This window comes from Citrobacter sp. NCU1, assembly GCF_010231475.1.
Classification (GTDB): Bacteria; Pseudomonadota; Gammaproteobacteria; order Enterobacterales; family Enterobacteriaceae; genus Citrobacter_D.
This window is the reverse complement of sequence record NZ_NRDO01000053.1, coordinates 1-15,441: the sequence shown is the minus strand read 5'-3', so window position 1 is coordinate 15,441 and position 15,441 is coordinate 1. Positions and strand designations below refer to the sequence as shown.

Below are 15,441 nucleotides of genomic sequence, written 5' to 3'. Positions count from 1 at the left end.
GTGTTTTTAACGTCATATTCAGATAAGCCTTTTCAGGATTGTCTTTTTATTACCAGGATTGTTGATCAGGGGTTCACATGCAGGGCACAAAAATTCGACTTCTAGCAGGCGGTTTGCTGATGATGGCCGCTGCCGGCTATGTGCAGGCTGATGCGCTCCAGCCCGATCCAGCATGGCAACAAGGGACGCTGGCAAATGGTTTGCAGTGGCAAGTCTTAGCCACTCCACAGCGCCCCAGCGACCGAATTGAGGTTCGCCTGTTGGTCAATACTGGTTCTCTCGCCGAGAGTACACAACAGAGCGGTTTCAGCCATGCTATCCCGCGTATTGCGCTGACGCAAAGTGGCGGCCTGGAGGCCACGCAAGCACGTTCACTTTGGCAGCAAGGGTTTGATCCTAAACGTCCGATGCCGCCCGTTATCGTTTCTTACGATTCCACGCTGTATAACCTCAGCTTACCGAATAACCGTAACGATCTGCTTAAAGAAGCACTTTCTTACCTGGCCACCGTCTCAGGTAAGCTGACGATCACGCCGGAAACGGTGAACTACGCGCTGAGCAGCGAAGATATGGTCACGACCTGGCCCGTGGATACCAAAGAAGGTTGGTGGCGCTATCGTCTGAAAGGCTCGGTATTGTTAGGTCATGACCCCGCTGACCCGCTGAAACAACCGGTTGATGCGGAGAAAATTCAAGATTTCTACCAGAAATGGTACACCCCGGACGCGATGACGCTGATTATTGTCGGCAACGTGGATGCGCGTTCGGTTGCTGAGCAAATCAACAAAACCTTCGGTGAATTAAAAGGTCAGCGCGAAACACCTGCGCCAGTACCGACCCTTGCGCCGCTACGTGCGGAAGCGGTCAGCATTATGACGGATGCAGTACGTCAGGATCGTCTTTCTATTATGTGGGACACGCCGTGGCAACCTATCCGCGAATCTGCCGCATTACTGCGTTACTGGCGCGCCGATTTAGCCCGTGAAGCGCTGTTCTGGCATGTTCAGCAAGCGCTGAGCAAGAACAACGCGAAAATTGGCCTTGGTTTCGACTGCCGGGTACTGTTCCTGCGCGCCCAGTGCGCAATCAACATTGAGACCGCCAACGACAGGCTGAATGCGAATCTGGGGATGGTGGCGCGTGAGTTGGCGAAAGTTCGCAACGATGGCCTGCCAGAAGAAGAATTTAACGCGCTGGTGGCGCAAAAGAGTCTGGAATTGCAGAAGTTGTTTGCGACCTATGCGCGTACCGATACTGACATCCTGATCAGCCAACGCATGCGTTCGTTGCAAAATCAGGTGGTGGATATCGCCCCTGAGCAGTATCAGAAACTACGCCAGGACTTCCTCAACAACCTCACTGTTGAAATGCTGAATCAGGATCTTCGCCAGCAGTTATCGCAGGATATGGCACTGATCCTGCTGCAACCGAAAGGCGAACCTGAGTTCAATATGAAGGATCTACAGGCGACGTGGGATCAAATCATGGCGCCTGTCACCTCAGCGGCAGCCACAACCAGTGTAGAAATGGATGAGTCGCATCCGGAAGTCACTGATATTCCGGCAGCACAGTAAACAGGTAGGTCGGATAAGGCGTTAACGCCGCCATCCGGTAATGGTGTGATGTCTGATGGCGCTACACTTATCAGGCCTACGGTCTTGTAGGCCTGTTAATGAGCATTACTGAGGCATTGCGTCGCGTGGGATGATCGCCCCGCGATGCTGGATGACGGTGCTGGCCGTCAGATGTCCGCGTTTTGCCGCATCCGTTGCGGTGCCGCCGATCAAACGCACCGCCAGATAGCCTGCGCTGAAGGAGTCGCCCGCAGCGGTCGTGTCAATCACTTTCTCTTTCGGCAGTTTCACCGCCGCGACGTCGATCAACTCTTCGCCCTGAATCGAGACCAGGCAAGAGTCCGCACCGCGTTTCACGACCACTTCCTGTACGCCTGCCGCATGGGTGCGTGCAAACACGTCCTCAACCGGTTTTTCCCCCCACAGCGCATCTTCATCATCCAGTGTCAGGAAGGCGATATCGGTGCATTCCAGCATTTGCTGATACACCTGCTGTGTTTCTTCAATGCCCGACCACAGACGAGGGCGGTAGTTGTTGTCAAAAATGACTTTTCCGCCGTTGGCGCGACATTCGCGTAGCAGGCTCAGCAGCTTCTCGCGGCTGGTTGGGCTCAGGATCGCAAGACTGATGCCGCTCAGATACAGATAATCGAATGTCGCCAGGGTTTCGCAGATCGCGGCAGACTGCTCGCTCTCCAGCCAGAATTTCGCCGCCGCTTCATTACGCCAGTAGTAGAAAGTGCGCTCGCCGGTGCTGTCGGTCTCAATGTAGTAGAGGCCCGGCAGGCGGTTGTCCATGCGTTGCGTCAGGGAGGTGTCGACGTTTTCACCCTGCCAGGAATCCAGCATTTGTTGGCTGAAGTTATCAGTACCCAGTGCGGTGACATAGTGAACGGATAATGCCGCAGAATCGACCTGACGGGCGATATAAACGGATGTATTCAACGTGTCGCCACCGAATCCGCGCTGAACGTCTGCGCCTTTCTGTGACAGCTCAATCATGCATTCGCCAATCACGGCAATCTTTTTGGACATAGTCGAGAACCTGCTCTGAAAATAGTAGCGGTAGTGTGCGCTGTGGGTGTTTAGTGGTCAACCATATTAAAACAACGTTCCATTATTTTTTTGAGCCAACACGTGTTCTGTGCTGATTTTTTGGCGATCTGTTTTTATTTTGCGAGGGACTGAACATAAAGTTCTCCGCTTAAACGCCGATAACCTTTGACGAGTCCGGGCAGTCACACTCTCACACACAGGACATCTGAGATGATAAAGCAGGTTATCCAGCAGCTAAGCATTCCTGATGCAAGCATCGAAAGCTTGCAGGAGCGGCGCTTTTGGCTGCAGTGCGAGCGGGCTTATACCTACCAACCGATCTATCAGACCAGTGGGCGCTTGATGGCTGTCGAACTGCTGACAGTGGTGACACATCCTGATAATCCCGCGCAACGTCTGGCCCCGGATCGTTATTTTGCTGAAGTGGCGGTACGACACCGTATTGAGGTTGTCAAAGAGCAACTTTCCCTGCTGGAAAAGAATGAACGATTTTTCAGACATCATGATTTGCTGGCCTCGGTGAACGTCGATGGCCCGACGCTGATCGCCCTGCGCCAACAGAGCGATATCCTGAGGATGGTTGAACGTCTTCCCTGGCTGCGCTTCGAACTGGTAGAGCACATCCGTTTGCCAAAAGATTCATCGTTCGCCTCGATGTGCGAGTTTGGTCCGCTCTGGCTGGATGACTTTGGGACCGGAATGGCAAACTTCTCCGCGCTTAGTGAAGTACGTTACGACTACATCAAAGTCGCCAGGGATCTGTTTGTCATGCTGCGGCAAACCACAGAGGGGCGAAATCTGTTCACTTTACTGCTGCAACTGATGAACCGTTATTGTCACGGCGTTATTGTCGAAGGCGTTGAAACACTGGAAGAGTGGCGCGATGTGCAGAACTCGCCAGCGTTTGCCGCGCAAGGCTATTTCTTGTCGCGCCCGGTCGCGCTGGAGACGCTCGAAGAGGTGATTTTGACGCTGTAATAATAGGGGCTCCCGTAATGTCGCGTGGTTGACGCGATATTTCTGACCCTGGGTACAAAATCAATGTACTGATAGATCACAGATCTGCGTCTTTCTGAACACTTCGGATGAATTCAACCAGAGTCATCTCATTTAATGATGGATGCGTCTTCTCACGATAATATTCCCGGCGCCTGTTGTTGAGTTTATCATAGCAGACTGCTATTAATGACATTCTCAAATGTTGGCTGTCTGGTTTTATATAGATGATGATGTGGCGGACAAGAAATCATTAACACGTAAAAGCCTACGGTTACATTTTAAATATATAATAAGAAAGAGTCAGGTTGCATCAGGAATATATGTTCATCCTTTTACAAGGAACAGACATCTCTGCCGGAAGATGCAATAGGCACTTAGTCGTTTACGTCATAGAAAACTCATTCCAATCTACTATATATCAGCATTTGTTTTAACTCTATAGATTAACCATTCACACCATTTTTTAGCGTGCTATTTGATTATTTTATTAAATATCAATGGTATTTATGATGATGGGTATGTTTATGGCCTCACGTGCATGAACCGAAAAAATCCGTGGTTGGAGATACGGCAATGACAGACCAAAACGACAGTTTTCTTAGAGATGAATACTTAAAGCTGCAGGATCAATATGAAGATTATGACCGAAGAGCTTTGCTTATAAAAGGCTGGATAGGGGCAGGATCTATTGCAGGGTTTGCATTAGGAACCAATGGTGATAAGCCAATAACCTTTCTGACACTTTTTTCAATCGCACTAATTGCCTGTTGCTTTTGGTACCTTGAAGCAAAATGGAAGACATTTCAGTATGCGATCGCCAGCCGTATCAGAGTGATTGAAGCACATTTTCGAAATGACCCGGATATTTTATTTAAAAACCCAGCGCCATTTCAGATTTATAATTGGTGGTTTAAGTCTTATGCAAAGAATAACCCTATTTATAAGTATGAACAGTATTATAAGCCGGTAAGTCGTCTTGCTCGCTTAAAAAAGGCCGCTTTTCAGGATTTTGTTCACCTGCCTTATTCCCTCATCATTGTACTCTGCATGCTAATGGGGGTCATTGAACTGTTCTCCAGTAAGCCAGCCCCCTTACCATGTAAACCCGTTGTGGTGGTCGCGCAACCATTAGCCCCGAACGCCAGCGTTGTGTGCTTACCTGGCTCATAATTCAGAGGTCATGTTGCCCCTGGACGAGAGAGTCCTGGGGCAACATGTCGCTTATCCGGCAATCACATTACAGCGACTGGTGGCGCGTCTCATGCGTTAACAGGAGTGCTATCAGCGTCAGCCCCGCCATTGATGCCAGGTAAAGACCGACCGCCGCCAGGCCGTAGTTTGCCTGTAACCACGCGGCAATGTAGGGGGCGACAGAGGCACCGAGAATCGACGCAACGTTATAAGAGAATGACGCACCGGTGTAACGCACCTCAGTCGGGAACAACTCTGGCAGCAGCGCGCCCATCGGCCCGAAGGTCAGCCCCATCAGACTCAACCCCAGTAACAGGAAGGCGAAGACCAGCATCGGATGACCGGAACCCAGCAGCGGTTTAAAGGCGAACAGCGCAAACAGAATGATCATCGTGGTGATAATGACCATGCTTTTACGACGGCCAAAGGCATCTGCCAGTAGACCCGCAACCGGCACCATCACACCGAATCCGATAACGGCCATCATCAGCATCCACAATACGTCGTTACGCGACATACCGAGACCCACAGGGGCGGCAGCGGTACTGAAGGTCATGGAATAGACGGTCATGATATAAAACAGCGTATAGGTTGCCAGCATGATAAATGTGCCGAGCACCGTGACGCGCACATGTTTTGTCAGCAGGGTTCCCAGCGGAATTTTTACCTGCTTTTTCGCGGCGGCGACTTTCGCGAATACGGGCGTTTCGTGCAAAGAGACCCGCACATACAGACCAATAATCACCAGCACCGCAGAGAAGATAAACGGTACGCGCCAGCCCCAGCTCATGAATTGCTCATCGGTCAGCAACCAGGAGAGCAGGAGGAACGTACCGTTGGCAAAGAAGAAACCGATAGGCGCGCCCAACTGGGGGAAGGAACCGTACAGCGCGCGTTTGCGCGGCGGCGCGTTTTCCGTCGCCAGTAATGCCGCACCGCCCCATTCACCGCCAAGCCCCAGCCCCTGGCCAAAACGCGCCAGCGCCAGTAATAGCGGGGCGAAAATCCCAATCGTCGCGTAGCCGGGCAGCAGACCAATGATGACAGTGGAGATCCCCATGGTCAGCAGTGAAGCCACCAGTGTCACTTTACGGCCAACGCGGTCACCAAAATGGCCGAATACGGCGGAGCCAATTGGGCGCGCCACAAAGGCGATAGCGAAGGTGGCAAGCGACTGCAGCGTGGCTGCCGTCGGATCGCCCTGTGGGAAGAAAATATGGGGGAACACGATCACGGCGGCGGTGGCGTAAATGTAAAAGTCGAAAAACTCAATGGCGGTGCCGATGAGTGATGCGATGACGACTTTATTACGCGAATTGACCGGCGTGTGTTCCTGCTCGTTGTCGAGTGTTGTGGCGGTTGCTTGCATAGTATTTTCTTATTTTTTGGCGAACGAATGGCCATATTACGCACAGCAAAAGAGACATTTCAATATGTAACAAAACGGGGTTTTGCGCAAAAAAGCGGCAAAAAGGGGATAATTTTTAGGTCAGCGATTTCGCTTCTATGAAATGCTTCACATAATTTTAAACTTAGATAATAAAACTGGTTTTTGGTTAAATAAAAGTTAAGGACTGGATTTATATTCTGAAATGGTGGTCAGGGCTGATATTTTTTGTTTTTCATCAGCCCTGTGAATGGTTTAGCGGTGCGTTTTGCCTGGCATCCGTGGATCGTCTTTGTATTGCGCGGTGGCAATCCAGGCCGCGCAAAAGAGTGTCAGGCGGGCGAAGAAATAGAAGAACGCCATCAGACCCAGCACCGAGCCAAATGCCGCGCCGGAAGGGGATTTTACCAGCGCGGGCAGTGTCCACGTCATGATGATTTTGATGACTTCAAAGCCGATGGCGGCAATCAATGTGCCACGGAACAGCGCTTTTTTGCGCGGGCGATGGCGCGGCAATCGCCAGAAAATCCAGAAGAACAACAGGTAGTTGGCAAAGATTGAAATGGCCAGCCCGATCAGCCGCCAGGCAGGTTTTAGCCATTCGATACTGTCGAGATACAGCGCCGAAATAATCATCTGCTGGGCGGACCCGGCGATAGAAGTGATGGAGAGGGTGACGATCAACGCAGCCAACAGGCCGATCAGGGAGATAAAGTCACGCAGGTATTTGATCCAGATTTTTTCCTGATCCTGCGGTGTGCGTTCCCAGACGTCCCGCGACTGGGCGCGAATCGCTTCCCGCAGGTTCCCCATCCAGTTGACGCCGGAATAGAGCGCGATCCCCAGACCGACCAGACCGACAGTGGTACGTTGCTGAACGGCGGTATTGATCGTGCTTTTCAGCGTAGCGGCTAACGTGGGATCGCTGACGTTTTGCAGAATTTTTTCGAAGATATCCTGGAGCAGTGTAGGGTGCGACGCGAGAATAAAACCGGCGGCGGCGAACGACACCATCAGAATGGGGATCATCGACAAAAAAGAGAAGTAGGTAATGGCCGCGCCGAACTGGTTTCCCATTCGGTCATTAAAACGTTCTGCGGCACGGATCAGATGGGCAATCACTGGCTGGCGTTGGATCTTTTGCGCGGTCGTGGTGACGGTTTTCAGCGTCTTGCGGGCTTTGCTGCTTTTCTCTGACGCGTCACGCGCGGTAGTTTCTCCTTTTTGAATCGGGTCGTGCTCCTGTTCCTGATTCGGGCGTTTTACGTCATTTTCCTGCATCATCAGGTCGATAGTCCTTCTTTTGTCTACTATCGGGTTAGTATAGCCTCTCTGGACGACTTCCCGAAAAGTGTGGCCAGCCGCTAATCGACATAGTCTTTCATCACCCCGGTTAACCATTCCATAAACAGATGAACCCGGCGGGAAAGGTTGCGACGGTGCGGATACAGCAGTGAAACCGGCATGGGGTCGGCGCGATATTGCGGTAACACTTCAATCAGCGCGCCTGCACGCAGCGCATCACGCACCCCAACGCGCGGCACCTGAATGATGCCCAGCCCTGCCAGGCAAGCGGCATGGTAGGTCTCGGTGCTGTTAACCGTTAATATGCCGCCCGTTTTAATCCACTGCGTGCCATTTGCCGTGGCGACTTCGAAACCCTGCGGTCGCGTTCCCAGATTCAGTGAGTAGTGCACCACCGCATGCGAGGCCAGGTCTTCCAGACTCTCCGGATAGCCAAAGCGCGCCAGATACGGGGGGCTGGCGCAATTAATAACCGACAGCTTCCCCAGCGGGCGGGCGATCAATCCAGAATCTTTCAGCGTGCCAACACGCACCACGCAGTCAAAACCCTCGCGAATTAAATCGACCATGCGGTCGCTGCTGCTGAGTTCCAGTTCAATTCCCGGATACTGATGCAAAAATTGAGGGAGTTGCGGCATAACCAGGTTTTTGGCGACGCCCACCGGCATATCAACCCGCAGTTTACCGCTGATGCTTTTTGGGTCGTGCTGAAACAGACCGTCCAGCTCATCAAGATTGCTCAACAGATCTTTGGCGCGCTCGTAATAAACCATGCCGTCCTGCGTGAGCTGAACACGCCGCGTGGTTCGGTGCAGGAGCTGTGTCCCGAGCAGGTTTTCCAGCGCCTGAATCTGGCGAGATACGCTACCTTTAGGAAGGCCGGATGTCTCGGCGGCGCGCGAAAAACTCTCCAGTTCCGCGACGCGGATGAACAACTGCATTGCGTGAATTTTATCCATCCCGATCGCCTATTGTTGTTCTGTGTGAAACAGTGATGCGCATCTGGCTATATTTATTGTTTTTCTATCACCTAATAAGCTCTTTCTCAATCTTCACAACACCTGAAATGAGGTTTCTTATGACACAACGTATCGCATTAGTGACCGGCGGCAGCCGTGGACTGGGAAAAAACGCGGCGTTGAAGTTGGCGGACAAGGGAACGGATATTATTTTCACCTGGAATAGCCAGCAGCAGGCGGCTCTGGATGTTGTCGCTGAAATTGAGCAAAAAGGAAGGAAAGCGGTGGCAATACAGCTGAACGTCAGTGATATTGCCAGTTTTACGACATTCACCCGCGACGTTAAAACACAACTGAAAAGTGTCTGGAATCGCGAGACGTTTGATTATTTAGTGAACAATGCGGGTATCGGTCGATATGCCTTGTTTGCAGACACGTCAGAAGAGATGTTTGATGAATTAATGAGCATCCATTTTAAAGGCCCTTTCTTCCTGACTGAGCGCCTGTTACCGCTGATTAAAAATGGCGGACGGATCCTGAATGTCTCAACGGGGCTGACCCGTTTTGCCCTGCCAGGGTATGCCGCCTACGCCTCAATGAAAGGGGCGATGGAAGTGCTGACGCGCTATCAGGCCAAAGAGCTGGGAGAGCGTGGGATTACTGTGAACAGTATTGCCCCCGGCGCGATTGAGACCGATTTTGGCGGCGGTAGAGTGCGGGATAACCAGGAGGTGAATGCCTACGTTGCGTCGCAAACGGCGTTGGGACGCGCCGGTTTGCCGGGGGATATTGGTGATGCCATTGCCGCATTGCTCAGTGACGAACTGGGGTGGATGACGGCGCAACGGATCGAGGTATCCGGCGGTATGTTCCTGTAAACGTGGGATGCGATCCGGCGGGTGGAATTGCCCGCCGGACTAGCAGCGGCGAGTGAACATCAACGCCACTCATGCTTTAACAAGCCAAAAAGCCAGTCATCCTGCCAGCGTTGCTGTAGCCAGTAACTTTCGCGCAGCGTCCCTTCCAGCACAAATCCCGTTTTCTCCAGCAACTGGCGAGAGGCCTGATTGCCTGCGGTGACGCAGGCTGTCAGCCGCCGCAGACCGCCGTTGGAAAAGGCATAGTCGCAGACGGCACGTAAAGACTCTGTCCCATAGCCCTTTCCCTGAGCCTCGGGAGCCAGCAGGAACCCGGCTTCGGCGCAATCTTGACCACGATGAATATAACCGTTGATGCCGAGCGGTTTGCCCGTTTCGTTGTCGCAAAGGATCAGACATAGCCAGTGCGGACTCCCTGGCTGCCATTCAGGTAATCGGGAGTCGAACGCTTCGCGAATGTCTGCTTCGCTACGTGCATCGGCGACATAGCGCATCACGTCAGGGTGTTGCTGTAGCGAGAGAAAAAAGGGCCAGTCGGCGGGCTCAATCGGGCGACAGGTCAGGCGAGAGGTTTTCAATACCGGCACAAACTTACCTCCGAATAATTTTCTCAATGTTCACGTCGTGGTCACTGTTAAATATGGTTAACTTGTTATATCTATAAAAACAAATAATTAAAATGAATATCGCGAACTTCCCTGGACGTCACACCGTTCACTTAAGCCCATGAATGAGGGGGAACACCGGGATTTGGTTCCCGCGGGACGCCAAACCCGGTGGTCGTCCCGGATATCTCGGTTTTAAACTCACGCTGTTACCATCCCTGGAAGGCGTTTTTTAGATTAAGGACGATAATGACGAGCCGTGTGTTACAGACGACAGGCACCACTTTTGAACACTGTCTGGGTATTATCCGCCATGCTTCGGTAGACATTTTGCTGTTGTTAGGGGTCCATGCCTCCGAGGGGAAAGATCCGCGCTGGTTTCTTGAGCAACTGGATCAGGCCCGTTTGAACCTCGGCGGCTGGAATGCCGTCGCAAAACGACTGCATATGAATGACGCGCAACTCAGCCAGTTTACCCTGCGGCTGCGTCATCTCCAGCAATGCGTACCGCAATATGAAAGCGGCCAGGCCGTGAGTGAAAATCAACTGATTGCCGCCCTGCGTTTTGTCACTTCGCTGGAGCAATTGCGCCAGTGCCAGCCGCTGCTGACGTATCTCACTGACGTAGACGCGAGCGATGAAAGCCAACAACGGCGGGCAGAGCGCCAGCTTCGGGCAATTGAGCTGGTCTTAAAAGGACTGGTGGCGCAGGTATGGCCGGACAGCCAGTCACTGAATGCGTATTTAAAACAGCACTTTGGTGCCGACCGTCTCAGGCGCTGGATAAAGCAGGGCGACGGCCAGGAGGCGCTCAGTGGAATGTGTTTTAGTGAGCTGGCGCTGATGGTGGTCGATAAAAAGAACTTTGCCCGCCACTACGCCGGGGTGTTCAACGATACTTCAGTACTGACGCTGTTTGTTGAACCCCGTGCGACACTAAGACAATTTCTCGACGACTGTCGACAGGCGCGTAACGGCGTGATTGCTGGAGAACCGATTACGGCGGCGCAGTTGACGCTGCTGTCCTGCCAGTATCAGCATATTACCCGTCCGGTACAGCGGGCGTTTGAGCGTGGGCGCACGCGGGTGAATCCCGCCGCGTTGCTGATTGTCGATGACGCGCCACTGGAACAATACTGGGAACGCGCACGGCATCTTAATCACCAGGCGGGTGGCGAGCAGCAAGAGATCGGTGAAACGATAGAACTCCCGCGCAAACGGCCGCAGCGTACCGCTGAAGAGCGGGAACAACTGATCTCCGGCACACTGTGGGGCGCCGTTGGCGTCATGGTGCTGGCGATACTGGGGGGCGGAATGTGGTTATTCAGTTCGCAGGAGCCGCCAGCAGCGCCGGGCGTTGAAAGCGTGAAGAATGAGCCGAAACGGGAAGCCCCTTCCCCGCGGGAAAGCATTACGCAGAAGGGGATCACCTGGGATGCCTTCAACATGCGTGCGGCTATCGACAGGAATGACACGCGTGTTACAACGCTATTTTTACAGGGTGGGATGAACTGGCAGTTAGCCTGGACCGAGCAGGCCTTCTCGCTGGGCAATACTGAAGTGCTGCAGCTGTTGCTCCGTTATCCCTCACTGATGGATGAGCCTAAACCCTGTCGGCGGTTTATCAATACGCTGGGGCACGCCATGTCGAACGGCGCGTCGTTGACTGCCGAACACGCCCTGTATCTGCAACGTTTTTGTACGGTGCCTGCGGTCGTTGCACGCCAAAAACACGAGGCAGAGCAGGCGACATTACGCGCCCGTGCTGAACCCAGCGCGGACAACAAGAAATGGCTAAAGATTCAGACCGCCATTTATGAGGAGATTCGTGGCTAGCAGGGGAGCTACGGCTCCCCGTATAACCCAATCAGGCGACGTACCACGCCGTTGGTCCAGCCGAACCCATCCTGTAGCGGATATTCGCCGCCGCCGCCTTCACGCGGTGTGCCGCCCGCGATATGGTATTTTTCAATAAGTTTATGATGGTGCTGGTAAAAATGGTTCACCGTCTGTAACCAGCTACGGGCGATTTCGTCACCGAGAGCATCATCGCCATACATCTTGAACCCCTGGACCGCCATCCACTGTAACGGCGCCCAGCCGTTGGGTTTATCCCACTGTTCGCCGGTTTCGTATTCGGTTGCCATAATCCCGCCGGGCGTCAGTAAGCGGCTGCGCACCGCACAGCTCAGGCGGTCGGCCTGTTCATGTGTCGCCATGCCAACATACAGAGGCACAATGCTGGCGGCGGAGAACAGGGCCATCTGCTCGCGCCGCCAGTCGTAGTCCCGATAGCAGCCATTTTCGTTATCCCACAGGTAACGGTTCACGGCGGCACGACGCCAGCTTGCCTTTTGGCGAAAAAGAGCCTCGGTGTCCCGGTCGCCTTTCAGCGCAGAAATATTGGCAATGGCGCTCTCCAGTTTGAACAAAAAGGCGTTGAGATCGACAGGAATAAACTGAGTGGTGCGAATGCTTGCCAGGCGCTCGGTGTCACGCAGCCAGCGGGACGAGTAATCCCATCCGGAGGCCGCACCGGCACGCAGATCGCGATACACCTCATTGGGAGGGCGACCGGAATGTTTGGCGGTTTCCACATCCTCCAGCCACGACTCGTCACGTGGCGTGTCGCGATCGTCCCAGTAGCGGTTAAGCAGCGAACCGTCGGGCATACGGACAACATGACGATACGCCTGGTTAAGCACCAGTGATTCCGCGCCGTCCATCCAGAATGCGTACTCCATCTTCAGATGGTCGAGGTAGCGCCGTGCGCCGCGTACGCCATCTTCTTCGAACAGTTCGACCATCAGGGCAAACACCGGTGGCTGCGAGCGACTCAGATAGTAGGTGCGGTTGCCGTTCGGAATATGGCCGTAGTTCTCAATCATCCAGGCGAAGTTGTCCGCCATACATTTCAGGAGATCACCGCGACCGCTTTCCGCCAGCCCCAGCATGGTGAAATAGGAGTCCCAGTAGTAGGTCTCGCTGAATCGCCCGCCCGGTACAATGTAGGACTGCGGTAACGCCAGCAACGAAGACCACGGAATGTGGTCCTGCGGCTCACGCGTCAGCACGGGCCAGAGCTGGTCGATATGCTCTTTCAGCGAGTTTTCCGGGTTAGAGACATATTCTGTGGAGGACACATCCGGCAACCAGAAGTGGTTTTCAACAAACTGTCGCAGGTTGAAATCCCGGTGTCGTCTGACTTTCCGGTAGCGGATCAGGATATCGAGCGGATCCATCTTTGGCGCGCAGTCCGGGAAGGTTTTGCTGTCGGCAAAGATTCGGGCAGATTGCACATGCTCGAACAGTTCAAGGTAACGATCGGCGGGTGTAAGCGCGTCGGAGGCGGGAAGCCCCTCAATCATCTCGGGTTCCGGTTCTGCCTCGATCATTTCATCCAGCTTTAACTCGCACGGATCCGTTTCATAAATCAGATCAACATCGATCGTCAATTCCTCGGAGGGGACGTGTTGCCGTTTCTGGTTGAGCATAATGAGAAGGACCTCCGGATTGCGTCGTAAAGGAAACGGGGGTTGCCCGGCTGTTTTTTAAGCGTAGACATTCGCTTCGGTGTGTGGGGTGCAAAGTGTGCGGTAGTTCACATTTATAGCGGAGGGGAAGGTGCGCATATCTCTGTCAACATGATGATTTCTAAGACGTTATTGCCAGGGGGAGTTATGACAGCAGCGGACAAAAATTCAGAGCATTCGTTTGAAAGCGATTAATGAAGGTTAAAAAAATACCCCTCCGGGGAGGGGCATTCGAATTAACGCATCGTAACGCAATACCCATACACGATTTAACTGTAGAAAAACTGGAAAACCTTGTGAGAGAGGGCTTCTGGGCAAGAAGGGACTTTTCCAGAGTTTCGTGTCCGGCGATTTCCATCCTTCTTGTGCTTGGTTAACTCGATTCATTAGAGACCATAACTCCCTTGTGCACAGATTACTTATGTCGTTTTGCTTTTGACTTAGGTGCTAATCAAGATAACGGCGTCTATCAAAAAAATTTTGTACCTATTACATACTGAATTGCTGATTTCGGAATACTATCATTTGATTGAGAGGCTTCCTGTTTGTTTAGCTGCTTATTTTTGCTCTTTTTAATAGGCTTTTTTACTTCCTATTAGTCCATAAACAACTGACTGAGAAGGTTGGAGATTGTAGTAGCAGACAATCTAATCTGTTTTAATTGTTTTTTAGGCGTACGCTTGGTTTTTCCCTAAGTCAGTGGTGAAAGGGGAGAACCCGGAGTGAGGGTTGTAGAAACTGAAAAATGTACTTTGGGTATTTGCATTCACTTGATTACTCATTTGCATTTTACTTGACTGCCTGTTTGCATTTCACTTGGTCATCTTCAACAAAAAATGCAGACATAACCCTGCTCAATTGACAGGCAGCTTTGAGCGAGGTGCGGACGTTTAGAGCAGTGCCTCCATTTTAGTCTCTTTTGATTGCTATAGGCGACAAGATATATTATTGATGGCAAATTGATATTACTCAGGCTTTCAAGGACGGCCCATGTACATCCAGCACATAGAGATATCTAATTTCCGAAAGCTACTTTCTGTGCGAATTGACTTCGCTAATGAGACCACGCTGCTTGTAGGTGCAAACAACAGCGGCAAATCCTCTGCCATGCTGGCACTCCGGAGATTTTTGGTTTCTAAGGCTTCAGCTTTTCGGCTCCAGGATCTGACTCTTTGTCATCTCGCCAAGCTGGATGAGATTGGTAAAGTGTGGGAGAACGCGCCGGAAAACTTTGAAATCCCTACAGCCAAGGACTGGGCTGACTGGCTCCCTAGTCTGGATATCTGGGTGTCGGCAGATCAAGGGGAGTTCCACTACATCCGGGATCTCATACCCAACTTTGCGTGGCGCGGGGGGCTAGTGGGAATGCGTTTTCTGCTTGAACCTGATGATATGAATACGCTGTACACGGACTATCGTAAGGAGCGCACGAGGGTTGTAGAGCTTGAGGATGCTCTAGAGAAAGAAGAACCACCCGGTAGGCCGCTAAAGCTATGGCCGCAGAGCCTACATGATTACCTGAGCCGTCGGCTGGGAGATAAATTCAAAATACGTTGGTACCGCCTAGATCCGCAACAACTTAAAAAGCCTGACAAGTCGACTAGAATGGCGCAAATGCAGCAATTGAGCCCTACTGCCCAGCCCTTGGAAAGCAATCCTCTCAGTGGATTAATTCGAGTACATGAAATCAATGCACAGCGGGGATTCGGCGACCATTCGGACGACAAACAAGTAGATCACACTAGACCCAGCGGCGCTCAAAAACTCTCGGAACAACTCAGATCTTATTACTCCCGACACCTTGACCCAGGTGACAGCCCAGATGTCTCAGACCTCGAAGCGTTGCGGGCGATAGAAGCAGCCCAGTCGGCATTCGATACGAAGCTAGGTAGCTGATCCTACCCGCGAATAGTGGACACGCGATTAAGTGAGTAAACTCTCAACCAGAGGTGAC

12 protein-coding genes are annotated in these 15,441 nt (G+C 52.4%); 6 read left to right on the top strand and 6 right to left on the bottom strand.

The genetic code is table 11. The features are described from left to right. Positions 1-77: 77 nt before the first annotated feature. Positions 78-1,574, top strand: a complete 1,497-nt coding sequence (locus CJP72_RS17385) for a M16 family metallopeptidase (protein ID WP_162382598.1) — start codon at positions 78-80, stop codon at positions 1,572-1,574. 105 nt (positions 1,575-1,679) lie between these two features. On the opposite strand, the gene CJP72_RS17380 is transcribed toward CJP72_RS17385, so the two are convergent. After that, positions 1,680-2,609 (bottom strand): sugar kinase, encoded by a 930-nt coding sequence (locus CJP72_RS17380; RefSeq protein WP_162382597.1) that lies wholly within the window; start codon positions 2,607-2,609, stop codon positions 1,680-1,682. Positions 2,610-2,840: 231 nt separating this feature from the next. On the opposite strand from CJP72_RS17380, the gene pdeH reads away from it, so the two are divergent. Further along, the gene (gene pdeH / locus CJP72_RS17375) at positions 2,841-3,608 is read left to right on the top strand and encodes a cyclic-guanylate-specific phosphodiesterase (protein ID WP_162382596.1); all 768 of its coding nucleotides are present in this window, start codon (positions 2,841-2,843) and stop codon (positions 3,606-3,608) included. Positions 3,609-4,202: 594 nt separating this feature from the next. Beyond that, positions 4,203-4,799: a hypothetical protein gene (locus CJP72_RS17370; protein WP_162382595.1), complete on the top strand. Its 597-nt coding sequence runs from the start codon at positions 4,203-4,205 to the stop codon at positions 4,797-4,799. A 67-nt stretch (positions 4,800-4,866) separates the two neighbouring features. Here CJP72_RS17370 and CJP72_RS17365 read toward each other — a convergent pair whose 3' ends face one another. From CJP72_RS17365 to CJP72_RS17355, 3 genes are all read right to left on the bottom strand, one after another. Continuing rightward, positions 4,867-6,189, bottom strand: coding sequence for an MFS transporter (locus tag CJP72_RS17365; RefSeq protein WP_162382594.1), 1,323 nt, complete (start codon positions 6,187-6,189; stop codon positions 4,867-4,869). Positions 6,190-6,462: 273 nt separating this feature from the next. Further along, a complete protein-coding gene (gene yhjD, locus CJP72_RS17360) occupies positions 6,463-7,491 on the bottom strand; it encodes an inner membrane protein YhjD (RefSeq protein ID WP_162382593.1) in 1,029 nt (342 codons plus the stop codon). Between the two features lie 80 nt (positions 7,492-7,571). Continuing rightward, positions 7,572-8,471 (bottom strand): LysR family transcriptional regulator, encoded by a 900-nt coding sequence (locus CJP72_RS17355; protein WP_162382592.1) that lies wholly within the window; start codon positions 8,469-8,471, stop codon positions 7,572-7,574. A gap of 119 nt (positions 8,472-8,590) precedes the next feature. Here CJP72_RS17355 and CJP72_RS17350 point away from each other — a divergent pair, with 119 nt between their 5' ends. Further along, the gene (locus CJP72_RS17350; protein ID WP_162382591.1) at positions 8,591-9,349 is read left to right on the top strand and encodes an SDR family NAD(P)-dependent oxidoreductase; all 759 of its coding nucleotides are present in this window, start codon (positions 8,591-8,593) and stop codon (positions 9,347-9,349) included. 59 nt (positions 9,350-9,408) lie between these two features. Here the strand turns inward: CJP72_RS17350 and CJP72_RS17345 are convergent, their stop codons facing one another. Next, positions 9,409-9,936, bottom strand: a complete 528-nt coding sequence (locus CJP72_RS17345; RefSeq protein ID WP_162382590.1) for a GNAT family N-acetyltransferase — start codon at positions 9,934-9,936, stop codon at positions 9,409-9,411. Positions 9,937-10,203: 267 nt separating this feature from the next. Here CJP72_RS17345 and CJP72_RS17340 point away from each other — a divergent pair, with 267 nt between their 5' ends. Then, positions 10,204-11,790, top strand: coding sequence for an STY4199 family HEPN domain-containing protein (locus tag CJP72_RS17340; RefSeq protein ID WP_162382589.1), 1,587 nt, complete (start codon positions 10,204-10,206; stop codon positions 11,788-11,790). 8 nt (positions 11,791-11,798) lie between these two features. Here the strand turns inward: CJP72_RS17340 and CJP72_RS17335 are convergent, their stop codons facing one another. Beyond that, positions 11,799-13,448 carry an alpha,alpha-trehalase gene (locus tag CJP72_RS17335; RefSeq protein ID WP_162382588.1) on the bottom strand — a complete coding sequence of 550 codons (1,650 nt, stop codon included), beginning with the start codon at positions 13,446-13,448 and terminating at the stop codon, positions 11,799-11,801. A gap of 1,029 nt (positions 13,449-14,477) precedes the next feature. On the opposite strand from CJP72_RS17335, the gene CJP72_RS17330 reads away from it, so the two are divergent. Next, the gene (locus CJP72_RS17330) at positions 14,478-15,383 is read left to right on the top strand and encodes an AAA family ATPase (RefSeq protein WP_202882580.1); all 906 of its coding nucleotides are present in this window, start codon (positions 14,478-14,480) and stop codon (positions 15,381-15,383) included. Positions 15,384-15,441 lie beyond the last annotated feature (58 nt).